Here is a 23,142-nt window from a genome sequence, read left to right on the forward strand (position 1 = left end):
CTATATTGCAATCGTTTTCCGTTGCAGATGCCGGATGGGGAGTCCGAATGGACAGTCCGACCATGCGGCATATGGGCGGCGCGCGAATGGGACCATACAGATTCCGGGCGATCTGGCACAGTCCGCATGGTGACACCCCTATCGTGGCTCGCCCGTGATCACGCTGATCGTGCAATAACCAATGCAGACAGTATTGCCCGGTACGTTTTGGCACGCTACTAACAACATGGACATGAAATCTATCCGTTACGCCTTGGGCGCAATCGCCGTGGCGATATCGTTGCAATCGCATGCCTGCTCAGTCTTTCTTCGGGACAACATGCAATTGCCGCTTAACACTGCTGATGTAGGCAATAGCGACCGTCTTTCTCTGACTCGCCACTACCTGACAGCAAGGGAATGGACAACAGAAGGCGCGAGCGCAGAGGTTGATGCGGCAGCTTTTGAAACCGAGCGGAATCCGAAAGAGCTTGCTGCCTTACGAGGAAAGAATGTCAAGGCGTTCCTGGTTCAACTAGGTTTGGACAAGGAAAAAATACACGTCTATGAACGAGTCATCGAACTGAGCGGGGGCAAGGTCGATCCAGATAACAAATGGCAGATTGGTGTCAAGTTCGTTCCAATTTGTCCGCCTTCGGGATGTCAGAACCTGTGTAATAGCCCAAAGCTACAAGGAGTCGCCAGCTATGCGGTAACGGCTGATACACCGGGTCCAGCACCCGGAAGCAACCGCTTTGCGTGTGGAGACAATCGCGAACCCGCGAAAGTCCGTATTCTCGAAACCGAGGTGTGGACCGCGCGAACTGAGGAAAAAAAATTGACTCTGATCGGAAACGACGGCTCCGGCAATCGGAAACCTCTAGCCGACATTTGCTACCGCGTGACAACCAGCGCGCAGGAGTACATTGGGGTGACTGACGATCAGGGTCGTACCGAGCGTATGCAGTTGCTTGGTCCCGAACGCACGAAGATCGAAATGAAGGTCGAGGTGGACCGGTATCCCGTGAGCGACGATGACTGATTGACAACTATGGTCAGTCTTTCTTTTGACGCGAAGTGATAGCTTGAACTGACGCCCCGCCTCGGCGGGGCCATTTAAAGGCCGCCATGAATACGGCGGCCATGACCCGGCGTCCAGACTCTGCTAGCGCCTTCCAGCCTTAAAACTCGCCGACCACTTCATCGCAGGCAACTCAACCAGCCGAAAGAACACATAAGCGGACGGCACCGCGACCAGCATATAGCCGAACGACGGCCAGATGGACATCTGCAGCGACGAACGAAACAGCCACGCCGACAGCAGCACGAAGATCGGCAGATGGATCAGATACAGCGAGAAGCTGAAGTCACCGACGCGGGACAGCAGGCGCGACAGCGCGTGCGACGCTGCGCGAAGCAGCGCGAGCACGCCGCTCGCTTCGCGTTGCGCGTCATTGCGCGCATCGAGCGCCTTGTACAGATAGCACGCGAAGCCGAGCGCCCATATCTGGAACGCGCCGTACTGACCGAAATGAAACGCGACGCAGCCGGCCGCGACCAAGGCCGCCGCGAGCACGTACAGCGATGCGGGCGCACGCGCCTCTCGCGCGCTGCGCGCTTTGGCGTCGGCGATCCACGCGCCGAGCGTCCATGAAAACCAGTACGACGTGAAGAACTGCAAATCGTGGCGCTCCAACCCGTATGCGGACGCAACGTTGATCGCGCCGACGAGCGCGAGCACGGCGTTCATGCCGATGCGTCTGCGTAGCACGAACAGCAGCGGATAGATCGCATAGAACTGCACTTCGAGCGACAGCGTCCACAACGCACCGTTCGAGCCATACGTTTTGCCGGCCACGCCCTGCAGCGAAAACAGATTGACCAGAAACGCGTGCAGACCGATGTCGCGAATCTTGTGGCTGACGGGCGGAAATTGCAGGCTCAATGAGTCGAGCGCGAAGGTCAGCGCGAGCGCCGCGAGCAGCACTGGATAGATGCGCGCGAAGCGCCGCAGCCAGAAGTTACCCGCATCGAGCCGGTAAGCGGGATTGTCCGCGAGCCGCAGCGCGCCGCCGCGATGGATGCAATAGCCGCTGATCACGAAGAACATCGGCACACCGGCCGAGCCCCACGCGATCGGAAACGTCAGATACGCGGCAAACGTACCGGGATTCAGCGTATGTCCGGCGCTCTGATGAAACGCCTGCATACCGACCCACACGATCTGGCGGCAATGAAAGTAGGCGACCAGCAGCGCGGCGAAGCCTCGCATCGCGTCGATCACGTGCTCCTTGCTGGCGCTACCGATGCGTGCATCGGCGCGCGCCTGCGCCGCGGGCGGGCTGGTCTCCACGCGCGGCAGCGCAGAGAGGGGCAGGGATGAGCCGGCGGCATCCAGTGCTGGGTCGCTCATACGCGGTCCTTATCTGAATCGGGAAAAAGAGAGATGGAAGTGCAACAGGCAGTCGACCGGGCGTCTTGCGCACCCCGCGACGCATCCATGCTAGAGCATCGCAATCCCGAAAAATGGATAAAAAAATTGCATTTCGGATTAAATGCGACATGGATTTTGTGACGAATTGTAATTACGCATCTGCGTATGCAGCGCCGAATTATTTGCCGTTTTTGTCGTGCTAATTTAAGGCAAGGATTTTCTGACCCGAGGTGAAGTCATGAACCTGCACTTACTGGCCGGCGTGGCCGTCCTGCTGATCCTGGTTGCCGCCTCCGCGTACCGCGATGCGTTGCGCAACGAGCCGATCCGTCGTTATCGCATGAACCCGGGCAAGCTGCCGCCGGTCGACGAACAGGAATGACGCGCGGCCGGACCCGCTCGCCGAATCGTCGGGCGGGGAATGCCAACGGCTGTCCGAAAGGTAAGACTTTCGGATTGGCCCATCATCGTTTGGCGATAAATACGTAATAATTTCCTCAATTTTTTCGCAATAGCGCATTGCGATTAATGTGCGAATTATCCGAATTAAATCGGAGAAAACCCGCTTCCGTGAATCTCGCAGTTTTTCTGCTAGCCTTGCGCCGACATCGATTGGCCGCCAGGTCCGCGAACACACTAACTTCTAACCGATGTGGGAATGCCTACCATGCTGAAAGTCACCAAAGCCGTGTTTCCCGTAGCGGGCCTCGGGACACGATTCCTGCCGGCTACCAAAGCAAGTCCGAAGGAAATGCTGCCGATCGTCGACAAGCCGCTGATCCAGTACGCGGTCGAAGAAGCGATCGCCGCCGGCATCACCGAGATGATCTTCGTGACGGGCCGCAGCAAGCGCGCAATCGAAGATCACTTCGACAAATCCTATGAGATCGAGTCCGAACTCGAGGCTCGCAACAAGCAGAAGCTGCTCGATCTCGTGCGCAGCATCAAGCCGGCCAATGTCGACTGCTTTTATGTGCGCCAGGCCGAAGCGCTCGGGCTCGGTCATGCGGTGCTGTGCGCCGAAAAACTCGTGGGCGACAGCCCGTTCGCGGTGATTCTCGCCGACGACCTGCTGCATAGCACGAAGCCCGTGATGAGCCAGCTCGTCGATACGTTCAATCACTATCACAGCTCGGTGATCGGCGTCGAAACGATCGCGCGCGAGGACAGCCGCTCATACGGCGTCGTCGACGGTCGCGAGTGGGAAGACAACGTGATCAAGCTGTCGGGCATCGTCGAGAAGCCCGCGCCGGACCAGGCGCCGTCGAACCTCGGCGTGGTGGGCCGCTACGTGCTGATGCCTACGATCTTCAAGCACATCCGCGCGCTGAAGCCGGGCGCGGGCGGCGAGCTGCAACTGACCGACGCGGTGCAGTCGCTGCTGACCGAAGAGCAGGTGCTCGCGTACCGCTACTTCGGCACGCGCTTCGATTGCGGCAGCAAGCTCGGCTATCTGAAGGCGACCGTCGAATTCGCGCTGCGCCATCCCGAGGTGAAGGCTGAATTCGAAGCGTATCTGCAGGCCTATATGCAGAACGAAGCGTCAGGTGGCGAGGCGGCGCAATTGACGGCCGAAGCCGCGTGACGTGACGTGTCCTGGAAGGAAAAACGGGCGCCGCATTGTTGTGCGGCGCCCGTTGTCGTTTCGGCCGGACGGCGTTAACGCTCGTTCTTCACTTCAAGCCGGAACTTGTGCAGCAACGGCTCGGTATATCCGCTCGGCTGCTGGCGGCCCTCGAAGACCAGCGCCTGCGCGGCCTTGAAGGCGATCGTGTCGAAGCCCGGCGCCATCGGCTGATACAGCGGATCACCCGCGTTCTGCGCGTCTACGACCTTGGCCATGCGCTTGAACGTCTGCTCGACGAGCTCGCGTTTGATCACGCCGTGATACAGCCAGTTGGCGATGTGCTGGCTCGAAATACGCAGCGTTGCGCGGTCTTCCATCAGCCCGACGTCGTGAATGTCCGGCACCTTGGAGCAGCCGACGCCCTGATCGATCCAGCGCACCACGTAGCCGAGGATGCCCTGCGCGTTGTTGTCGACCTCGGCGCGGATTTCGTCGTCGTTCCACTGCGCCATGTCGACGACCGGAATCGTCAGCAGGCCGTCGAGCAGTTCGTCGCGCACCTTCGCGTAGTCGGTGCGTTCGAGCTCCTGCTGGACCGCTTGCACGTCGATCTGGTGATAGTGCAGCGCGTGCAGCGTCGCGGCAGTCGGCGAGGGCACCCACGCGGTGTTCGCGCCGGCCTTCGGATGGCCGATCTTCTGCTCGAGCATCGCGTGCATCAGGTCGGGCATCGCCCACATGCCCTTGCCGATCTGCGCGCGGCCGCGCAGGCCCGCGCTCAAACCGACCAGCACGTTGCTGCGCTCGTACGACGTGATCCACTTGCTCGACTTCATGTCGCCCTTGCGCATCATCGGCCCCGCCTCCATCGCCGAGTGCATCTCGTCGCCGGTGCGGTCGAGGAAGCCCGTGTTGATGAACGCGACGCGCGCCGACGCTTCGGCGATACAGGCGAGCAGGTTCACGCTGGTGCGGCGCTCCTCGTCCATGATGCCCATCTTGATCGTGTTGCGCGGCAGCTTCAGCAGGTCTTCGACGCGCGCGAACAACTCGCTCGCGAACGCGACTTCGGCCGGCCCGTGCATCTTCGGCTTCACGATATAGATCGAGCCGGTGCGCGAGTTCAGCTTGTTGTGGCGGTCGCGCAGCGCGCACAGCGTGGTGATCACCGCATCCAGAATGCCTTCCGGAATCTCGTGGCCGTCTTTCGTCAGCACGGCTGGGTTCGTCATCAGGTGGCCGACGTTGCGGATGAACAGCAGCGAGCGGCCATGCAGCTTGACCTGCGACTTGCCGTCCGCGCTGGTGTACTCGCGATCGGCGTTGAGCCGGCGCGTGAAGGTCTTGCCGTTCTTGGTGACCTGTTCGGTCAGGTCGCCGTTCATCAGGCCGAGCCAGTTGCGATAGAGCTGCACCTTGTCGTCGGCGTCGACGGCCGCGACCGAGTCCTCGCAATCGATGATCGTGGTGACCGCCGCTTCGACGACGATGTCCTTGACATGGGCGGCATCGGTCTTGCCGATCGAATCGTTCGCATCGATCTGAATCTCGACATGCAGGCCGTTGTGCTTGATCAGCACCGCCGACGGCGCGCTCGCGTCGCCCTGATAGCCGACGAACTGCGCGGGGGTCGCGAGGGCGCTGGTGCCGCTCTTCAGCGTGACGACGAGCTGGCCGTTTTCGACGCTATAGCGTGACGCGTCCACATGCGAGCCGTTCGCGAGCGGCGCGGCCTGATCGAGGAACTTGCGTGCATACGCGATCACCGCGGCGCCGCGCACCGGGTTGAAAGCCTTCTGCTTTTCCGCGCCGTCCGTTTCGGGGATCGCGTCGGTGCCGTACAGCGCGTCGTACAGGCTGCCCCAGCGCGCGTTCGCGGCGTTCAGCGCATAGCGCTGATTCGATAGCGGCACGACGAGCTGCGGGCCGGCCTGCCCGGAGATTTCGCTGTCCACGTGGTCGGTCGTGGCTTTGACGCTGGCGGGCACCGGCACGATGTAGCCGATACCTTCGAGGAACGCGCGGTACGCGCGCAGGTCGCGCACCGGGCCGGGGTTAGCCCGATGCCAGTTGTCGAGTTCGCTTTGCAGGCGGTCGCGCTCGGCGAGCAACGCACGATTTTTCGGCGCCAGCTCGTGCACGAGGGCGTCGAAACCCGACCAGAAGGCAGCGCTGTCGATTCCGCTGCCGGGCAGGGCTTCGGTTTCAACGAACTGGTCGAGGTTGGCGGCGACCTGCAGTCCGCCGCGCGGGTTCATCTGAGTCATCGACTGCTCCATCTGTTATGGGACCGATGAGGGGGCATCGGTCCGCGTTGTGCCATGGGATTGCTTTGGCGCTCGACGCTCTAGACGCCGAGCGCCTGAATGCCGGCCTTCGCGATCTGCGCATCCTGCTCCGACTTGACGCCCGACACGCCGACCGCGCCAACCACCTGGCCGTCGACGATCACCGGCACGCCGCCTTCGAGCGTGCCCTGCAACGGCGCGCTGAGGAACGCGGTGCGGCCGTTGTTGATCATGTCTTCATAGACCTTGGTTTCGCGGCGGCCGAGCGCCGCGGTGCGGGCTTTCTCGGTCGCGATATACGAGGTGGACGGCGCCGCGCCATCCAGACGCAATACCGCGAGCGGATGGCCGCCATCGTCCGCGACCACGATCGCGACAGGCCACTTGTTCTTGTCGGCTTCCGCGCGGGCGGCATCGACGATGCGGGTCGTCTCGGTGACGGTCAACACGGGTTTGCTCAGCATAATGAATATCCTGTCTCGGTGATGGGAGGGGTTCTACAGCTTCTTTCAGTGACCGGTTGATGCGGCGCGCCGGCGCCTGTCTGATCCGACGATTTTACTTCCAGGCGTCCCAACGCGAAACGGCGGCTTCCCTGGTCGGCCATCACCGGTGCACGCGAAGCCAGTGCTGGAAGCGCGCACGCGGAGCGCTTTACAATCGCATCTTCACCAAAACTGCGTTCCCACGAGACCTCGGACCATGCCAATCATCAGCGAACTGTTCGTCTATCCGATCAAATCCTGCGCGGGCATCACGCTGGGCGAGGCTCGCCTGCTGGCGACGGGCGTCGAATATGACCGCAACTGGATGATCGTCGATCCTGAAGGCGCGATGTTCACGCAGCGCGCGTATCCGCGCATGGCCTTGATCAAGGTCGAACTCGGCGAGCAGGATCTGATCGTGCGCGCGCCGGGCATGCGCGAGCTGCGCACGCCGCTCGATGCCGCGCGGCTCGCGGCCGCCCCAAGGGTCGATACCGCGGTGTGGCGCGACGCGGCCTACGGGCTCGACACCGGCGAACAAACGGCGGCCTGGTTCACGGAGTTCCTCGGTCTGCCCGCGCGCTTGCTGCGCTTCGATCCCGAGCGCGAACGCATCGTCGATCCCGACTATACGGACAGCACCGGCGGCGCCACGACCTTTTTTGCGGATGGCTTTCCGCTGCTGGTGGTCGGCCAGGCGTCGCTCGACGATCTGAACGCGCGCCTGAACGGTAAAGGCGCGCCGTCGATCGGAATCGATCGCTTTCGGCCCAATATCGTGCTCAGCGGCCTCGATGCCTATGAAGAGGACTATGTCGAGACGCTCGCGGTCGACGCGAATGCGGACTCGAGCGCGCGCGTCGAGTTGCGTCTCGTCAAGCTATGCTCGCGCTGCCCGATGCCGACCATCGATCAGGCGCGCGGCGCACCCGATCCCGATTGGCCGAACGAGCCGACCGACACGATGCTCGGTTACCGCGTGAGCGAGCGCTTCGACGGCGCGGTCACGTTCGGCAACAACGCGCTGGTCGCGAGCGGGGCGGGGGCATGGCTGCGGGTCGGGCAGCAGGTCGATGCGGAGTTGGGGTTCGGCGACTAAGCCTGTCAGGCCGCCCGCACGATGACTGACGCGGGCAGCGTTTGCCCACCGCCTTCGCCGCGACGTTCGCGTTCCCAGCAGGGCGCCTCGGCGCTCTCGCCGACTGCGTTTCCCACCAGAATCACCGCCGGACTGCCGAAGCCCGCGCCGAGCGCATCGGCGGCAAGCCGATCGAGCCGCGTCAACAGGCGCCGCTCGTCGATGCCGCCGGCCCATTGCACGACCGCGGCCGGCGTTTCGGCCGGCAGGTGCGCGAGCAACGCGGCGGCGATGCTGTCGATACGCCGCATTCCCATGTAGATCGCGAGCGTCGTGCGCGTCGCGGCGAGCGCGGCCCAGTCCGGCTCGCCGTGATCTTCGGTGTGCGCGGTGACGAAGCTCACGCCGTGGCAATGCCGCCGATGCGTGAGCGACATGCCAAGCCCCGCCGCAGCGGCGAAGCCCGACGAGATGCCGTTGACGATCTCGACCGCGAGGCCTGCGTCGCGCAGCATCGCGAGCTCCTCGCCCGCGCGCCCGAACAGCAGCGCTTCGCCGCCTTTGACGCGCACCACGTGCAAACCCTTCAGCGCATAGCGCCGCATCAGTCGCTCGATGAACGCCTGCGGCGTCGAGCGGCAGCCGCCGCGTTTGCCGACCCGAATCACGCGGGCCTGCGGCGCGAGCGTCACGATGTCGGGATTCGCGAGGTCGTCGAGCAGCACGACGTCGGCGGCGGCAAGCGCCTTGACGGCCTTCAGGGTCAGCAAGTCGAGGTCGCCCGGGCCCGCGCTCAGCAGCGTGACCTTGCCGGTGTCGGTATTCATGTTGGTGTCCTTATGCCGTTGGTTTCTGTTGGCCCGAAACGAAAACGGCGCCCGCCCGTGAAGATCACGAGGGGACGCCGTTGTCCATTGCATTGCCTGTCGACGGTTGAGTCCGCGCGTCGCGACGACGTTGCCGCGATGACGTTGCGCAAGAGCCATGCAAGGACCACGCCATCGGTCCGATCAAGGCGCGCAAGCCGTTGCCACACGTTGCGATTCACGCGGAAAACATGACGGCGATCGCACGCCCGTGCGCGTTCATTTCGCACGTCGACAGTGCTGCGTCGCACCATCCCTGTGCTTTGCCGCATCAAAACGCGTCGCGCGGGAGGTGCGGTCCGAGGCCGCGCGAGATGCCGCAAACGCCCGCCACACGGCGCTTTGCCGCGCATTTATCCGAATTGGCACAGCCTTTGCGATAAGCGTTGCCATCGGACCAACGTGGGTTCGTCGCGCATGCAGCACAACCGCACGCGCTCCGCAGCACCGAACAGGACAACGGCGTCCCCCGGATTCAGCCCTCGGCTGGGTTCGCGGGACGCCGTTTTTATTTCCGCAACCGCTTTCGCCAGACACCAGAGGACAGCGCGCTCATGAAAATCATCGTTATCGGCCACGGGATGGTCGGCCACAAGCTGGTCGAATGCCTGGCGCAACAGGCCGCGGCCGATCTCGACATCACGGTGCTGTGCGAAGAATCGCGACCGGCCTACGATCGCGTGCATCTGTCCGAGTTCTTCGCGGGCAAGACCGCCGATGACCTGTCGCTGGTCGAGCCCGGCTTTTTCGAGCGCCACGGCGTGCAACTGAAGCTGAACGCGCGAGCCGTCTCGGTCGACCGCGACGCGCGCACGGTGACGGTCTCGAACGGCGAAACGCTGCCGTACGACCGCCTCGTGTTCGCGACCGGCTCCTATCCGTTCGTGCCGCCGGTGGCGGGCCGCGAGCGCGGCGACTGCTTCGTGTATCGAACCATCGACGATCTCGAAGCGATGCGCGAATGCGGCGCCCGCTCGAAAACGGGCACCGTCGTCGGCGGTGGCCTGCTCGGCCTTGAATGCGCGAAGGCGCTGCGCGACATGGGCCTGCAAACGCACGTGGTCGAATTCGCTCCGCGCCTGATGGCGGTGCAGGTCGACGACGGTGGCGGCCGCGTATTGCGCAGCCGGATCGAAGAACTCGGCGTCACGGTGCACACGCAGAAGAATACGACGGCGATCGTCGACGGCGAAGCGGGCACGCACCGCATGCAGTTCGCCGACGGCAGCCATCTCGACACCGACATGATCGTGTTCTCCGCGGGCATCCGTCCGCGCGACGATCTCGCGCGCGCCTGCGGCCTCGAACTCGGCGCACGCGGCGGCATCGCAATCGACGACGCGTGCCGCACCAGCGATCCGCACATCTACGCGATCGGCGAATGCGCGCTGTGGCAGGGCCAGCTGTTCGGCCTCGTCGCGCCCGGCTACGAGATGGCGCGCGCCGTCGCGAAACAGTTGCTCGGCGACACGGCCGAATTCGCGGGCGCCGACATGAGCACCAAGCTCAAGCTGATGGGCGTCGACGTCGCCAGCATCGGCGACGCGCACGGCAGTACGCCGGGCAGCCGCACCTATCGGTTCAGCGACGAACGCAAGCAGATCTACAAGAAGCTCGTCGTCTCCGACTGCGGCAAATACCTGCTCGGCGGCGTGATGGTCGGCGACGCGAGCGAATACGGCACGCTGCTGCAGATGATGCTGAACCGCATCGAGTTGCCCGAGTCCCCCGAATTCCTGATCCTGCCGCAAGCGGACGGCAACGCGAAACCGGCGCTCGGCGTCGAGGCATTGCCCGCTGCCGCGCAGATCTGTTCGTGCAACAACGTGTCGAAGGGCGCGCTGTGCGCGGCGGTCTGCGCGGGCGCGACCGACATCGGCGCATTGAAGAGCGCGACCGGCGCGGGCACTTCGTGCGGCGGCTGCGTGCCGCTCGTCACGCAGGTGATGAAGGCCGAGATGAAGAAGCAGGGTCTCGCGGTGAACAACCACGTCTGCGAGCACTTCCCGTATTCGCGCCAGGAGCTGTACCACCTCGTGCGCGTCGAGGGACTGCGCAGTTTCGGCGCGCTGCTCGCGAAGCATGGCCGCGGGCTCGGCTGCGATATCTGCAAGCCGGCGATCGCGAGCATCCTCGCGTCGTGCTGGAACGAATTCGTGCTGAAGAAGGAGCACGCGTCGCTGCAGGACACCAACGACTACTACCTCGCCAACATCCAGCGCGACGGCACCTATTCGGTCGTGCCACGCATGCCGGGCGGCGAAGTGACGCCCGACGGTCTGATCGCGGTCGCGCAGGTCGCGAAGAAATACGGTCTCTACACGAAGATCACCGGCGGTCAGCGTGTCGATCTGTTTGGCGCGCGGGTCGAACAATTGCCGTCGATCTGGGAAGAGCTGATCGCGGCCGGCTTCGAATCGGGCCACGCGTATGGCAAATCGCTGCGCACCGTGAAGTCGTGCGTCGGTTCGACGTGGTGCCGCTACGGCGTCGGCGATTCGGTCGGTCTCGCGGTCGAACTCGAGAATCGCTACAAGGGGCTGCGCACTCCGCACAAGATCAAGTTCGGTGTGTCGGGCTGCACCCGCGAATGCGCGGAAGCGCAGGGCAAGGACGTCGGCGTGATCGCGACCGAGAAGGGCTGGAATCTGTACGTGTGCGGCAATGGCGGCATGAAGCCGCGTCACGCGGAACTGCTCGCCGCGGACCTCGATAAGGCGACGCTGGTGCGCTACATCGACCGCTTCCTGATGTTCTACGTACGCACCGCCGATCGCCTGCAACGCACCAGCGTGTGGCGCGACAACCTCGAAGGCGGGCTCGATTATCTGATCGATGTGATCGTCAACGATCGCCTTGACGTCGCCGTGGAACTCGAAGCGGAGATGCAGCACGTGGTCGACACCTACGAGTGCGAATGGAAGAAGGCCGTCACCGATCCCGAGACGCGCAAGCGTTTCCGCCATTTCGTCAACAGCGGCGAGTCGGACAGCAACGTCGCGTTCGTCGAGGAGCGTGGACAGATCCGGCCGGCCACGGCTGACGAGCGGCAGGTGCGGCGCATCGATATTCCAGTCGTCGTCGAGACGGTTTGATCCGATCCGATCCGATCCGATCCCAGCTTGTTCATCAAGGAGCCCAGTCATGAAGAACGAACCATTGCCTCGCGCCTGGACCGCAATCTGCGCGCTCGACGACATCGTGCCGAACACCGGCGTTTGTGCGCTCGTGAACGGCGAACAGGTGGCCGTGTTTTACGTGGATGGCGGCGAAGCCGAGTCGCCGGCCACGCCCACGATCTATGCGATCGACAATTTCGATCCGGGTTCGCACGCGGCGGTACTGTCGCGCGGACTCGTCGGCAGTCTCGGCGAACGCATCGTGGTCGCGTCGCCGATCTACAAGCACCACTTCGATCTGCGCACCGGCGAATGCCTCGAAACGCCGTCGTATTCGGTCAGCGCGTTTGCCACGCGCGTCGAACACGGCCAGGTGTGGGTCGCGGTTTGATGTAGCGGCCTTTGTTCATCGTTCCGATTTTTCAACCAGATCATTCGCGCATGTCTGCTACCAGCGTAAAGAGCGTGTGTCCGTATTGCGGCGTCGGCTGCGGCATGGTGCTGCACGTCGAGGACGGCCAGGTCGTGAAGATCGCTGGCGACAAGGAGCATCCGGCCAACCTGGGCCGGCTCTGCACCAAAGGGCAGTCGGCCCACGTCGCGCTGCGCAAGTCGGGTCGTCTCGAAGGCGCGTTCGTGCGTCGTGCGCGCGACGAAGACCCGGTGCCGCTGCCGATGGCGCAGGCGTTGAGCAGTACCGCCGCGCGTCTGCGGCGTGTGCTCGACGAGCATGGTCCCGATGCGCTGTCGTTTTACGTGTCGGGGCAGATGTCGCTCGAAGCGCAGTATCTGGTCAACAAGCTCGCGAAGGGCTTTATCGGCACGAACAATATCGAAGCGAATTCGCGCCTGTGCATGGCGAGCGCGGCTAGCGGCTACAAGCTGTCGCTCGGCGCGGACGGCCCGCCCGGCTCGTACGAAGACTTCGATCACGCGGATCTGTTTTTCGTCAGCGGCGCGAATATGGCCGACTGTCATCCGATCCTGTTCCTGCGCATGATGGATCGCGTGAAGGCGGGCGCGAAGCTGATCGTCGTCGATCCGCGCCGTAACGCGACCGCCGAGAAAGCCGATCTGTTCCTGCAGATCAAACCCGGCACCGACCTCGCGCTGCTGAACGGTCTGCTGCATCTGCTGCACGAAAACGGCGCAACGGATGCGGCTTTTATCGCCGAACACACCGAAGGCTGGGATGCGATGCCGGCGTTCCTCGCGCAGTACACGCCGGAGAACGTCGCGCGCATCACGGGCCTCGCCGCCGACGACATCCGCCGCGCCGCGCAAATGATCGCGTCGGCCAATGACTGGATGAGCTGCTGGACGATGGGCCTGAACCAGAGCACGCACGGCACGTGGCACACCAATGCGCTGTGCAATCTGCATCTGGCGACGGGCCGCATCTGCCGGCGCGGCAGTGGACCGTTCTCGCTGACCGGCCAACCGAACGCGATGGGCGGCCGCGAAATGGGCTACATGGGCCCGGGTTTGCCGGGGCAGCGTTCAGCGCTGGTCGCCGAAGACCGTGCGTTCGTCGAAGCACTGTGGGGCATCGCGCCAGGCACGCTCAAGGCGGACCCGGGCAACGGCACGATCGACCTGTTCGCGCGGATGGCCTCGGGCGACATCAAGGCGTGCTGGATCATCTGCACGAATCCGGTGGCGACCGTCCCGAACCGGCAGACCGCGATCGCCGGTTTGCGCGCGGCCGAACTCGTGATCGCGCAGGACGCGTTCCTCGATACCGAAACGAACCGCTACGCCGACGTGCTGCTGCCCGGCGCGCTGTGGGCGGAAGCCGAAGGCGTGATGGTCAACTCGGAGCGCAATCTGACGCTGATGCAGCAGGCCATCGAACCGCCCGGCGCGGCGTTGCCCGACTGGCGGATCATCGCGCGCATCGCGTGTGAAATGGGCTTTGCCGACGCGTTCAGCTATGCAAGCGCCGACGAAGTGTTCGCCGAACTCACGCGCGCGGCGAACCCGGTGACCGGCTACGACCTGCGCGGCGCGAGCCATCGCCGTTTGAAGGACTCGCCGCTGCAGTGGCCGATCGCGTCAGCCGATTCGTCGGAGCGCAATCCGCTTCGCTATCTGAACGACGGCGTGAGCCAGACGCTCAGGGAATCCGACGATGGCAGCCGGCCGCGCATTGCTTTTCCGACCGCCAGCGGCAAGGCGAAGTTTTTCGCGCGTGCGTACGCGCCCGCGGCCGAGTTGCCCGATCGCGAGTTCCCGATCGTGTTGAACACGGGCCGCCTGCAGCATCAATGGCACACGATGAGCAAGACCGGCAAGGTCGCGATGCTGAACAAGCTGAACCCGGGACCGTTCGTCGAGATTCATCCGGACGACGCGGCCGAACTCGGCATTCGCGCGAAAGACGCGGTCGAGATCCGCTCGCGCCGTGGCCGCGCGGTCCTGCCCGCGGTCGTCACCGATCGTGTCAACGCGGGCCAGTGCTTCGCGCCGATGCACTGGAACGACGTGTTCGGCGACGAACTTTGCATCAACGCGGTGACCAACGACGCGATCGATCCGGTTTCTCTGCAGCCCGAACTGAAAGTCTGCGCGGTCGCGCTGAGTCCGGTGACGACCGATCGCGTCGCGCACACACGCGATGACGACGACGCGCTCTCTACCTTCGCCGGCGCAGCGGTGTTAACGCCCAGCGCCAAGGATCAACCCATGCCCCGTATCGAAGCCCTCACGACTTTGCTGCAATTGCCGCCCGAGCCCGCGCCGATGCCGTCGCTCTGCGATGCGGAGCGCGCGTATCTGACGGGTTTCGTCAGTGGCCTGCGTTCGGCCGAAGCGCAAGGCCTCGACACCGTGCCGGTGCTGCCGCACAGCGCGCCGTTCGATGCGGTGAAACGGCTCTATGTCGATGGTCTGCTGGCGGGGCTGTATAGCCGCAGCGCGACGACGGCCCAACCGTCGGCCGCTGCATCGAGGCCGAATCTCGCACAGGAAGAGCCACGCGAATCGGGCGTGCGCATCGTGCGCGCGCGGCCGAAGGTCACGCTGTTGTGGGCCTCGCAAACCGGCAACACCGAATCGCTGACCGAGCGTTACGCGACGCGTCTGATGGAATCGGGCTTCGAAATCCGCACCGCGTGCATGGCCGACTACTCGTTCGCGACGCTCGCGAAGGCGCAATACGTGCTGCTGATGACGAGCACGTTCGGCGACGGCGATGCGCCCGACAACGCGCAGGACTTCTGGACGCACCTGAACGCCGCGACGGCGCCGCGCCTCGACGCTGTGCGTTTCGCGGTGCTCGCGCTCGGCGATCGCAACTACGATCAGTTTTGCGGTCACGGCCGCCGTCTGGACGAGCGGCTCGCCGCGCAGGGTGCGCTGCGTCTGACCGAGCGCGTCGATTGCGATATTGAATATCAGCAAAGCGCCGATGCATGGCTCGAACGCGTGATCGTCTGCATCAAGCAAGCGGATGCCGCGTTGTACGCGGTGCCGCCGGGCGGCATGATCAACGCGGTGGTGGGCGCGGTGCCGACGAAGGCGCGGCCGGCTGCGTCGCGCGTGCTCGGCAATCTGCGCCTGAACCGGCAGGGCGCGGCGAAGGATACGCGCTACGTGTCGCTACAAACGGACGGGACGAACCTCGAATACGAAGCCGGCGATGCGCTCGGCGTATGGCCGAGCAACTGCCCCGAACTCGTCGACGAACTGATCACGCTGAGCGGTCTGGACGCGGAGGCATCGGTGCAGGTCGCGGGGATCGGCGACATGCGGCTCGCCGATGCGCTCGGCAAACACTACGAGATCGCGCGGCCGAGCGCCGAAGCGCTCGCGTTCGTCGCCGCGCGCAGCGGCAACGGCGCGCTGCGCGATCTGCTCGCGCCCGAACGCAAGGCCGATCTGAAGCAATGGCTCTGGGGACAGCAACTCGCCGATGTCTTGCACGAGTTTCCGGTGAGCCTGACGCCCACCGAGCTGACCGGCATGCTCAAGCGCGTGCAGCCGCGCCTGTATTCGATCGCGTCGAGCCCGAAGGCGCATCCGGGCGAGGTGCATCTGACGGTGTCGGCGGTGCGTTACAGCAATGGGCGGCGGCATCGCAAGGGCGTGTCGTCGACATTCCTCGCGGATCGCGCAAATGACGCCGACGTCCCCGTGTTCGTGCAGAAGTCCGCGCACTTTCGTCCTCCTCATCAATCGGACACGCCGATGATCATGGTCGGGCCCGGCACGGGCATCGCACCGTTTCGCGGCTTTCTGCACGAACGGCAGGCGCGCGGCGAGCGCGGACGCAACTGGCTGTTCTTCGGCGAGCAGCATGCCGCGACCGACTTCTACTATCGCGACGAACTCGAAGCGATGCGCGCGAGCGGTCTGCTGAGCCGGCTCGACGTCGCGTTTTCGCGCGACCAGGCCGACAAGATCTATGTGCAGGACCGCATGCGCGAACACGGTGCGCAACTGTGGGCATGGCTCGAAGACGGTGCGCATTTCTATGTGTGCGGCGACGCGAACCGGATGGCGCGCGACGTCGACGCGGCGCTGAAGGACGTGATCGCGACGCACGGTGGCATGAGCGAAGAGAAAGCACTCGAATACGTGAGCCGTCTGACGCGCGAAAAGCGCTATGCACGCGACGTGTATTGAGTCGCCGATGCGTTTCAGAAGATGCCTTTAAAAAAGCCTCGTAACAGACAGCACGATGGCATGACGCTTGCATGTCTAGTCCCGGTGAAAACTCCGGACGACATGCCGGTGCAAAAGATAAGTAACGCAGCAACCGGACTACCAGGCATTTTATTTACTGAGGATCTCTGATGAAAAACGTGATGCACTCTCTGCGAAGCGGTGATTGGCGCGCACTCGTCGCCTGCTTTCTGTATTTCGACACGGGCTTCACCGTTTGGGTGCTGTACGGACCGCTCGCGCCGTTCATCAGCAAGAGCATCGCGATGACGCCCGCGCAGCAGGGTCTGCTCGTCGCGGTGCCGGTGTTGTCCGCGGCGATTCTGCGCGTGACGCTCGGCAATCTGTATCAGTCCGCGCATGGCAAACGCATTGCGTTGATGGGTGTATTGCTGTCGGCGGTGCCGACGATCGTGCTGCCGCTGCTGCAAGCGGTGCCGTCGTACGAAATGCTGCTGGTGCTCGGCGTGTTCCTCGGCGTCGGCGGCGCCAGCTTCGCCGTCGCGCTGCCGATGGCCGGCAGCAACTATCCGCCGAAAGTGCAGGGCCTCGTGCTGGGGCTAGCCGCGGCCGGCAACATCGGCGCGGTGCTCGACGGCTTTCTGTTCCCGCAACTGGCGACGCGTTACGGCTGGCAACTGGCGGCAGGCGGCGCGTTGCCGCTGCTTGCGATCGCCGCGATCACGCTGTACTTCTGGGCCAACGACGCGGGCATCAAAACCGGCAGCGTGCTGCGCGCGTTCGGCAGCTTTGCGACGACGCTCGTCGGTTTGATCGTGCTCGTGCTGCTCGTCGAAGCGGGGCTGTTCGGCGCGGGCAAGACCGGCGTGCTGCTGTTGCCGGTGGTCGGCGCGCTGCTCGCGATCGCGGTGCTGCCGCAACGTTATCGCTCGGTGCTAGCCGAGCGCGATACGTGGGTCATCATGCTGGTCTATAGCATCACGTTCGGCGGTTTCGTCGGCATGTCCTCGTATGTGTCGCTGCTGCTGACCAACCTGTATCAACTGTCCAAAATCGACGCGGGTCTGTTCATGGCGCTGCTCGCGGCGACCGGCGCGATGGTGCGCCCGCTCGGCGGCCTGATTGCCGACCGGGTGTCGGGTGTGCGCGCGCTGACCGTGCTGCTCGCGATCATCGCCGTTGGCGACTTCCTGTTCGCCGTGGCGATGCCGTCGCTCACAGGCGGCATCGCGTTGCTGCTGTGCCTGTATGTCGCGTTCGGACTCGGCAACGGCGCGACGTTCCAGCTGGTGCCGCATCGCTGGGCCGGTCGCACCGGTCTGATGTCCGGCATCGTCGGCGCGGCGGGCGGCATCGGCGGCTTCTATCTGCCGGTCGTGATGGGCATCGCGAAAGAGAGCACCGGCAGCTATCAGATGGGCTTTGCGACGTTCGGCACGCTGTCGGCTTGCGCATTCGTTGCGATCGTCGCGCTGCGCCGGCCGTGGATGGCGTGGTCGGTGCAAACCGGCGTCATGCACGCGCATGCGACGGAGTAAGGCCCGGCGTGCGGCGTTCGGCCGTGCCGGCGACGCACGCGGGATGCTCTGACACAAAGCGCGGTCGCATGCTTGCATATCGGCGACGATGTTTCTAATATGCAGGCAGGAGGCTGCATATGAACTCATCGACTGATCGCATCGAAAAGCAGATTCTGTTGAAGGCGCCGCGCTCGCGCGTATGGCGCGCGCTGTCCAACGCCGAGGAATTCGGCAAATGGTTCGGCGTGAACCTGACCGGCCAGCAGTTCGTCGCGGGACAATCCGCACAGGGGCACATCACCTATCCGGGTTACGAGCATCTGGTGATGGAAGTGCTGGTCGAGCGTGTCGAGCCTGAGCATCATCTGTCGTGGCGCTGGCATCCGGCCGCGATCGATATCACGATCGACTACACGCCGGAGCCGACCACGCTCGTCGCGTTCGATCTGAGCGAGGTCGAGTCCGGCACGCTGCTGCGCGTCGTCGAATCGGGCTTCGACCAGTTACCGGTCGGGCGCCGCGAGCAGGCGTTCCGGCTGAACGAGGGCGGCTGGGCGCAGCAGATGGGCAACATCGAACGATATGTCGGCGCGAGCTAAGGCCGCCTGCGCGAAGGTGGGTTTCAAGGCGGCGACACTGCGCAGTTCGGCTGCGGTGTTCGCGGCGCTCGGTGACGAGACGCGCCTGCGTCTCGTCGCGGCGTTGTGCGCGGGCAGCGCGATGTCGATCGCCCAACTGACGGCCGGCACCGACATCACGCGGCAGTCGGTCACGCAGCATTTGCAGGTGCTTGCCGACGCGGGCCTCGTGCATGACGTGAAGGTCGGACGCGAGCGCCTGTGGGCATTCGAGCCCACGCATCTGGACGCGGCGCGCCGCGCGCTCGACGCGATTTCGTGGCAGTGGGATCAGGCGCTGCTGAAGCTGAAGACGATGGTCGAGGAATGAGGAACGCGGTGTTCGCGGTGAGCGCGCCAACCGGGCCCGCACGCTGACGGTTCGCCTGGCGGTGAGCCGCGTCAAGCCGCGACGGCAAGTGCCGCATTTTTTACCGACTGCAAGCGGCGCCCCGCGCACGGAAACGCGAAACGACGAAAAAGGGGCCAACAATTGGCCCCTAAAGCGCTGCAAAACAGAAAAAACCAGGCCGCGGCTAATCGGCGATCCGCTTGTCGGCCAGCGCGCTCTGGCAGTCGGCCAGCACCTGCCGGACGAGCCGCGCTTGCGGGTCGAGTTCGTCGGTATCGAGAATTTCCTCGACCGCGTCGCGCGCCCAGTCGGTGTCGACGAAGTACGCGTGGCGCCGCGCGATTTCGACCGCGGTGGCCGACAGTTTCGCGATGCAGAGCCAGTCGGCTTCGCGCGCGCGGCGGTCGAGCCACTTGTGCGCGGACTGCACGTGAAACGCCGCGTCGGGCCAGTCTTCGTTCAGATAATAAGCGCCGAGGCTTCCGCATGTGAGCCAGCACAACAGCTCCAGGCGGTCACGGGGACTCAGGTGTTGGCGTACATCACTCATGGCGACGCTCGCTGCAGTAAATGGCTTCCCGGTGAGGCCGGCGGGCGCCGTCCTCCGCTTTTATGAACATTAGCATGCGCAATTCCCGGGCGGCAATTCCCGACCAACCCTAGCGTGCGGCGCCGCCACAGGTGGGGTTTCGGGCGGCCCGTCAGCAAGGTGCGCGGGCGACCCGATCGACCCGCGAATGGCCCGCCGGAGCCGCCGCGCCGGCATTTAGCGGCTCACAGCGATTCCCGGCGCGGCTTCAGTGTTCGCCGCGCGTCGCGACGATGAAAAGTCGCGGAAACGGCAGCAGCACCGTGCCGTCGGCGAGCGCCGGGTAGGCTTTGGCGATTTCGTCGCGATAGCGCTGCAGAAAAGCGCTGCGTTCGGCGTCGTCGAGCGCGGCGAGAAACGGCCGCAGCGCGCTGCCCTTGAACCATTCGACCACCGCGTCGGCGCCCGCGAGCGGGTGGTGGTAGACCGTGCGCCACACGTCGACGCGCGCGCACAGCGGCTTGAGCAGCGCGTAATACCAGTTCGCGTCGTGGCGGATGGTGCGCTCGACACCCTTCAGCCTGGCGGCCCAAGGTCCGTCGACGGCGATTTCGCGCAGCAGCCGGTGCGCCGGTTCGTCGAGATTGACGGGCATTTGCACGGCGAGGCTGCCGCCCGCGGCAAGTTTCGCCACCAGCGCGGGGAACAGCCGCTCGTGGTCCGGCACCCATTGCAGCACCGCGTTCGCGAGGATCACGTCGTAGGGGCCGCGCGCGTCCCACGTCGAAACGTCGCTGACGTCGAAGCGCAGTTGCGGCAGACGCTGACGGGCCGCCGCGATCATGTCGGCGGAGCTGTCGATGCCGCTGACCGACGCACCCGGCACACGTCCGGCCAGCACCTCGGTCGAATTGCCCGGCCCGCAGCCGATGTCGACTGCGAGCCGCGCGCCGTCCAACGGCACCGCCGCAAGCAGATCGCGGACCGGGCGGGTGCGCTCGTTTTCGAACATCGCGTACTGCTTCGCGTGCCAATCGTCGTGGGCGGGGGTGGGGGTCGCGCTCATTGGTTGCTCCTTCGGGGCTCAGTGCGGCGATTCTCGGTCGCTGGCTGCCAGAATAAAACGAATTTACGATTCCGATTGCTTGATGCAAACTGGCCAGCTTCCGCGTTTCATTCCTTCAACCCGCTCAACCCGCACGACACACCACACCACCACTGATGCTGCAGATACTCGGCAAGACCACTTCGATCGACGTGCGCAAGGTGCTGTGGACCTGCGCGGAACTTGGGCTTTGGTTCGAACAGGAAGATTGGGGCTCGGGCTTTCGCTCGACCGAGGCCGCCGAATTCCGCGCGCTGAACCCGAACGCGATGGTCCCTGTGATTCGCGATGGCGACTTCGTGCTGTGGGAATCGAACTCGATCATTCGATACCTCGCCAACCGTTATCGCGGTGACGCGCTATATCTCCGGCCGATCCGGTCGAGCGCGCGCGCTGCGACCAATGGATCGACTGGCAGGCGAGTGAATTGAACCGCTCGTGGAGCTACGCGTTTCTCGCGCTGGTGCGGCGCTCGCCCGAGCATCAGGATCCGCGGCAGATCGCGGCGTCGTGCGCGAACTGGTCGAAGCATATGGCGATCGTCGAGCAGCAGCTCGGGCGCACCGGCGCGTATATCGCGGGCGAGGTGTTCTCGCTCGCCGATATTCCGATCGCGCTGTCCGCCAACCGCTGGCTCGAAACGCCGCAGCAGCACGACGATTTTCCGGCGCTGGCCGCGTGTATGGCGCGCCTCGCCGAGCGCGACGGGTATCGCAGGTATTGCCGTAACGGCACGCCGTGAGCGTGGATTCGCGCGCGTTCGGGCAACCCGCCGCGGCTGACAGACAACCGCCTTCAATGCTTACGCGCGGCTTGTGAATTTCCGCGCTCAACCGCTTGTGCGCGGAGCACTCCGCGTCGCCTACAATGGCGGCCATTTAGCGATATTGAAGGTCCAACGATGCGGGTAACGAAATTCGCGCTGGCTTTGCTGACGGCATGCTTCACCCTGAACGCGAGCGCCGAGATGACGGCCGCCCAATACAAGCAATGGGCGCACGCCGACAACAGCTCGATCTACGCGGCGTACATCACCGGCACGATCAACGCGTTCGGCTGGGCGAACGGTGATCTGATCTCGAAGAAGCGGCCGCCGCTGTTCTGTCCGCCGCAAACGCTCGCGATCGGCAACCAGACGGTTTATCCGTTGCTCGATGCGTTCTTCGCGAACCATCCGGGCGTTTCCGACGATTTCCCGATCGGGCTCGCGATCCTGCGCGCGTTGCAGGGTGCGTATCCGTGCTGACGCAAATCAAACCTGCACGAGATTCGGAATCCGCACGTCCGGGTTGACGTCCGCCTCGTAATCGACGCCTTTCATTTCAAAGCCGAACAGACGCAGGAAATCGGTCTTGTAGCCGGCGAAATCGGTGAGTTCGTAGAGGTTGTCGTTGCTCACCAGGTTCCACAACTGCTGCACGCGGCCTTGCACCTGCGGATCGAGTTCCTTGTAGTCCGCGCGCAGGCGGCCTTCGTCGTCCAGATGCGGCTGGCTGCCATAGAGGCTGTCCTTGTATAGGCCGTAGACCTGCTCGATGCAGCCTTCGTGCGTGCCTTTTTCCTTCATCACCTTGAAGAGCAGCGACAGATAAAGCGGCATCATCGGAATCGCCGAACTCGCCTGCGTGACGACCGCCTTCAGCACCGCGACGCGCGCATCGCCGCCCTTGGCCGCGAGCTTTGAGCGGATGCCGAGCACTTTTTGATCGAGATCCTTCTTGGCCGCGCCGATCGAGCCGTTCCAGTAGATGTCGTGCGTGATCTTCTCGCCGAGATAGGTGAACGCGGTGGTCTTCGCGCCGTCGGCGAGCACGCCGGCTTCGCCGAGCGCGTCCATCCACATCTGCCAGTCCTCGCCGCCCATGACCGCGACCGTGTGCGCGATTTCTTCCGGCGTCGCCGGTTCGAGCACGGTTTCCTTGATCACTTCCTTGTCGGTGTCGATGCCGCGCAGATTGACCGCCTTGCCGATCGGCTTGAGCACCGAGCTGAACACTTCACCGGTCTTCGGGTGCTGGCGCTTCGGCGCCGCGAGGCTATAGACGACCAGATCGACCTGGCCGAGATCGCGCTTGATGACTTCGATCGTGCGCGCTTTCACTTCGTCGGAAAACGCATCGCCGTTGATGCTGGTCGCATACAGGCCTTCGGCGGTGGCGAATTTTTCCAACGCCGCGGTGTTGTACCAGCCGGCCGTGCCCGATTTGGTTTCGCTGCCGGCGCGCTCGAAGAACACGCCGAGCGTCGACGCGCCCGAGCCGAACGCGGCGCTGATGCGGGCAGCGAGGCCGTAACCGGTCGACGCGCCGATCACGAGCACCTTTTTCGGGCCATTGGCGATGGGGCCGCGTGCCTTCACATACTCGATCTGTTCCTTGACGTTGGCTTCGCAGCCGGTCGGATGGGTCGATACACAGATGAAGCCACGCACACGCGGTTTGATGATCATGAAGCACCTCTTGTCGGAATTGGCGACATTATAGTGGCCCCGCTGGAGCCGCACTCCATCCCGCGAACGATGCAAAAATCGGCGCGCCGCCCACGTCTTGGTACGATTGCGCCTTTCCCAGCCGACGA

Annotated in this window: 18 protein-coding genes and 1 pseudogene; 12 read left to right on the plus strand and 7 right to left on the minus strand. The window is 64.2% G+C overall.

Annotated elements, in window-relative coordinates; translation table 11 throughout:
- The first annotated feature begins 226 nt into the window (after nucleotides 1–226).
- Nucleotides 227–1,021: a hypothetical protein gene (locus F6X42_RS16750; RefSeq protein ID WP_246530109.1), complete on the plus strand. Its 795-nt coding sequence runs from the start codon at nucleotides 227–229 to the stop codon at nucleotides 1,019–1,021.
- Nucleotides 1,022–1,144: 123 nt separating this feature from the next.
- On the opposite strand, the gene F6X42_RS16755 is transcribed toward F6X42_RS16750, so the two are convergent.
- Complete coding sequence (locus F6X42_RS16755; RefSeq protein ID WP_187635289.1) at nucleotides 1,145–2,392, minus strand: acyltransferase family protein; 1,248 nt, start codon at nucleotides 2,390–2,392, stop codon at nucleotides 1,145–1,147.
- A 259-nt stretch (nucleotides 2,393–2,651) separates the two neighbouring features.
- Here F6X42_RS16755 and F6X42_RS16760 point away from each other — a divergent pair, with 259 nt between their 5' ends.
- Entirely contained in the window at nucleotides 2,652–2,795 is a 144-nt protein-coding gene (locus F6X42_RS16760) for a hypothetical protein (protein WP_008921966.1), read from the plus strand.
- Nucleotides 2,796–3,080: 285 nt separating this feature from the next.
- Nucleotides 3,081–3,998, plus strand: coding sequence for a UTP--glucose-1-phosphate uridylyltransferase GalU (gene galU / locus F6X42_RS16765; RefSeq protein WP_187635290.1), 918 nt, complete (start codon nucleotides 3,081–3,083; stop codon nucleotides 3,996–3,998).
- A gap of 74 nt (nucleotides 3,999–4,072) precedes the next feature.
- On the opposite strand, the gene F6X42_RS16770 is transcribed toward galU, so the two are convergent.
- Both F6X42_RS16770 and F6X42_RS16775 read right to left on the minus strand, forming a co-directional pair.
- Nucleotides 4,073–6,247, minus strand: a complete 2,175-nt coding sequence (locus F6X42_RS16770; RefSeq protein ID WP_187635291.1) for a malate synthase G — start codon at nucleotides 6,245–6,247, stop codon at nucleotides 4,073–4,075.
- 80 nt (nucleotides 6,248–6,327) lie between these two features.
- The gene (locus F6X42_RS16775; protein WP_187635292.1) at nucleotides 6,328–6,732 is read right to left on the minus strand and encodes a heme-binding protein; all 405 of its coding nucleotides are present in this window, start codon (nucleotides 6,730–6,732) and stop codon (nucleotides 6,328–6,330) included.
- Between the two features lie 238 nt (nucleotides 6,733–6,970).
- Here F6X42_RS16775 and F6X42_RS16780 point away from each other — a divergent pair, with 238 nt between their 5' ends.
- Nucleotides 6,971–7,852, plus strand: a complete 882-nt coding sequence (locus F6X42_RS16780) for an MOSC domain-containing protein (RefSeq protein ID WP_187635293.1) — start codon at nucleotides 6,971–6,973, stop codon at nucleotides 7,850–7,852.
- Between the two features lie 5 nt (nucleotides 7,853–7,857).
- Here F6X42_RS16780 and cobA read toward each other — a convergent pair whose 3' ends face one another.
- Complete coding sequence (gene cobA / locus F6X42_RS16785; protein ID WP_187635294.1) at nucleotides 7,858–8,658, minus strand: uroporphyrinogen-III C-methyltransferase; 801 nt, start codon at nucleotides 8,656–8,658, stop codon at nucleotides 7,858–7,860.
- Nucleotides 8,659–9,251: 593 nt separating this feature from the next.
- Between cobA and nirB the strand changes: the two genes are divergently transcribed.
- The 6 genes from nirB to F6X42_RS16815 all read left to right on the plus strand — a co-directional run bounded on the left by nirB (nucleotide 9,252) and on the right by F6X42_RS16815 (nucleotide 18,910).
- On the plus strand, nucleotides 9,252–11,792 hold the full coding sequence (gene nirB / locus F6X42_RS16790; RefSeq protein ID WP_187635295.1) for a nitrite reductase large subunit NirB: 2,541 nt from the start codon (nucleotides 9,252–9,254) through the stop codon (nucleotides 11,790–11,792).
- A 49-nt stretch (nucleotides 11,793–11,841) separates the two neighbouring features.
- Nucleotides 11,842–12,207 carry a nitrite reductase small subunit NirD gene (gene nirD / locus F6X42_RS16795; RefSeq protein WP_187635296.1) on the plus strand — a complete coding sequence of 122 codons (366 nt, stop codon included), beginning with the start codon at nucleotides 11,842–11,844 and terminating at the stop codon, nucleotides 12,205–12,207.
- A 50-nt stretch (nucleotides 12,208–12,257) separates the two neighbouring features.
- Entirely contained in the window at nucleotides 12,258–16,442 is a 4,185-nt protein-coding gene (locus F6X42_RS16800; protein WP_187635297.1) for a bifunctional nitrate reductase/sulfite reductase flavoprotein subunit alpha, read from the plus strand.
- A gap of 170 nt (nucleotides 16,443–16,612) precedes the next feature.
- Nucleotides 16,613–17,980 carry an MFS transporter gene (locus tag F6X42_RS16805; RefSeq protein WP_187635298.1) on the plus strand — a complete coding sequence of 456 codons (1,368 nt, stop codon included), beginning with the start codon at nucleotides 16,613–16,615 and terminating at the stop codon, nucleotides 17,978–17,980.
- A 119-nt stretch (nucleotides 17,981–18,099) separates the two neighbouring features.
- On the plus strand, nucleotides 18,100–18,561 hold the full coding sequence (locus F6X42_RS16810) for an SRPBCC family protein (RefSeq protein WP_187635299.1): 462 nt from the start codon (nucleotides 18,100–18,102) through the stop codon (nucleotides 18,559–18,561).
- Nucleotides 18,545–18,910: an ArsR/SmtB family transcription factor gene (locus tag F6X42_RS16815; RefSeq protein WP_187635300.1), complete on the plus strand. Its 366-nt coding sequence runs from the start codon at nucleotides 18,545–18,547 to the stop codon at nucleotides 18,908–18,910. Before F6X42_RS16810 ends, F6X42_RS16815 begins: the two co-directional genes overlap by 17 nt.
- Nucleotides 18,911–19,115: 205 nt before the next feature.
- Here the strand turns inward: F6X42_RS16815 and F6X42_RS16820 are convergent, their stop codons facing one another.
- Together F6X42_RS16820 and tam are read right to left on the minus strand one after the other, a co-directional pair.
- Entirely contained in the window at nucleotides 19,116–19,481 is a 366-nt protein-coding gene (locus tag F6X42_RS16820; RefSeq protein ID WP_187635301.1) for a hypothetical protein, read from the minus strand.
- A gap of 247 nt (nucleotides 19,482–19,728) precedes the next feature.
- Nucleotides 19,729–20,526: a trans-aconitate 2-methyltransferase gene (gene tam, locus F6X42_RS16825; RefSeq protein WP_187635302.1), complete on the minus strand. Its 798-nt coding sequence runs from the start codon at nucleotides 20,524–20,526 to the stop codon at nucleotides 19,729–19,731.
- A gap of 155 nt (nucleotides 20,527–20,681) precedes the next feature.
- On the opposite strand from tam, the pseudogene F6X42_RS16830 reads away from it, so the two are divergent.
- Both F6X42_RS16830 and F6X42_RS16835 read left to right on the plus strand, forming a co-directional pair.
- Nucleotides 20,682–21,307: pseudogene (locus F6X42_RS16830) on the plus strand (glutathione S-transferase family protein).
- A gap of 159 nt (nucleotides 21,308–21,466) precedes the next feature.
- Nucleotides 21,467–21,811 (plus strand): Rap1a family protein, encoded by a 345-nt coding sequence (locus F6X42_RS16835; RefSeq protein ID WP_187635303.1) that lies wholly within the window; start codon nucleotides 21,467–21,469, stop codon nucleotides 21,809–21,811.
- A 6-nt stretch (nucleotides 21,812–21,817) separates the two neighbouring features.
- On the opposite strand, the gene fabV is transcribed toward F6X42_RS16835, so the two are convergent.
- The gene (gene fabV / locus F6X42_RS16840; RefSeq protein WP_187635304.1) at nucleotides 21,818–23,014 is read right to left on the minus strand and encodes an enoyl-ACP reductase FabV; all 1,197 of its coding nucleotides are present in this window, start codon (nucleotides 23,012–23,014) and stop codon (nucleotides 21,818–21,820) included.
- Nucleotides 23,015–23,142 lie beyond the last annotated feature (128 nt).

Origin of the sequence: Paraburkholderia podalyriae, assembly GCF_014397785.1 — a bacterium.
Classification (GTDB): domain Bacteria; phylum Pseudomonadota; class Gammaproteobacteria; order Burkholderiales; family Burkholderiaceae; genus Paraburkholderia; species Paraburkholderia podalyriae.

Excerpts from the sequence above, each read along its gene's own strand:
- F6X42_RS16815 (WP_187635300.1), top strand. The coding sequence starts at position 18,545 with ATGTCGGCGCGAGCTAAGGCCGCCTGCGCGAAGGTGGGTTTCAAGGCG.
- nirB (WP_187635295.1), top strand. The coding sequence starts at position 9,252 with ATGAAAATCATCGTTATCGGCCACGGGATGGTCGGCCACAAGCTGGTC.
- F6X42_RS16775 (WP_187635292.1), bottom strand. The coding sequence starts at position 6,732 with ATGCTGAGCAAACCCGTGTTGACCGTCACCGAGACGACCCGCATCGTC.
- F6X42_RS16770 (WP_187635291.1), bottom strand. The coding sequence starts at position 6,247 with ATGACTCAGATGAACCCGCGCGGCGGACTGCAGGTCGCCGCCAACCTC.
- F6X42_RS16755 (WP_187635289.1), bottom strand. The coding sequence starts at position 2,392 with ATGAGCGACCCAGCACTGGATGCCGCCGGCTCATCCCTGCCCCTCTCT.
- galU (WP_187635290.1), top strand. The coding sequence starts at position 3,081 with ATGCTGAAAGTCACCAAAGCCGTGTTTCCCGTAGCGGGCCTCGGGACA.
- F6X42_RS16780 (WP_187635293.1), top strand. The coding sequence starts at position 6,971 with ATGCCAATCATCAGCGAACTGTTCGTCTATCCGATCAAATCCTGCGCG.
- F6X42_RS16760 (WP_008921966.1), top strand. The coding sequence starts at position 2,652 with ATGAACCTGCACTTACTGGCCGGCGTGGCCGTCCTGCTGATCCTGGTT.
- F6X42_RS16800 (WP_187635297.1), top strand. The coding sequence starts at position 12,258 with ATGTCTGCTACCAGCGTAAAGAGCGTGTGTCCGTATTGCGGCGTCGGC.
- fabV (WP_187635304.1), bottom strand. The coding sequence starts at position 23,014 with ATGATCATCAAACCGCGTGTGCGTGGCTTCATCTGTGTATCGACCCAT.
- F6X42_RS16835 (WP_187635303.1), top strand. The coding sequence starts at position 21,467 with ATGCGGGTAACGAAATTCGCGCTGGCTTTGCTGACGGCATGCTTCACC.
- tam (WP_187635302.1), bottom strand. The coding sequence starts at position 20,526 with ATGAGCGCGACCCCCACCCCCGCCCACGACGATTGGCACGCGAAGCAG.
- F6X42_RS16805 (WP_187635298.1), top strand. The coding sequence starts at position 16,613 with ATGAAAAACGTGATGCACTCTCTGCGAAGCGGTGATTGGCGCGCACTC.
- F6X42_RS16820 (WP_187635301.1), bottom strand. The coding sequence starts at position 19,481 with ATGAGTGATGTACGCCAACACCTGAGTCCCCGTGACCGCCTGGAGCTG.
- F6X42_RS16750 (WP_246530109.1), top strand. The coding sequence starts at position 227 with ATGGACATGAAATCTATCCGTTACGCCTTGGGCGCAATCGCCGTGGCG.
- nirD (WP_187635296.1), top strand. The coding sequence starts at position 11,842 with ATGAAGAACGAACCATTGCCTCGCGCCTGGACCGCAATCTGCGCGCTC.
- F6X42_RS16810 (WP_187635299.1), top strand. The coding sequence starts at position 18,100 with ATGAACTCATCGACTGATCGCATCGAAAAGCAGATTCTGTTGAAGGCG.
- cobA (WP_187635294.1), bottom strand. The coding sequence starts at position 8,658 with ATGAATACCGACACCGGCAAGGTCACGCTGCTGAGCGCGGGCCCGGGC.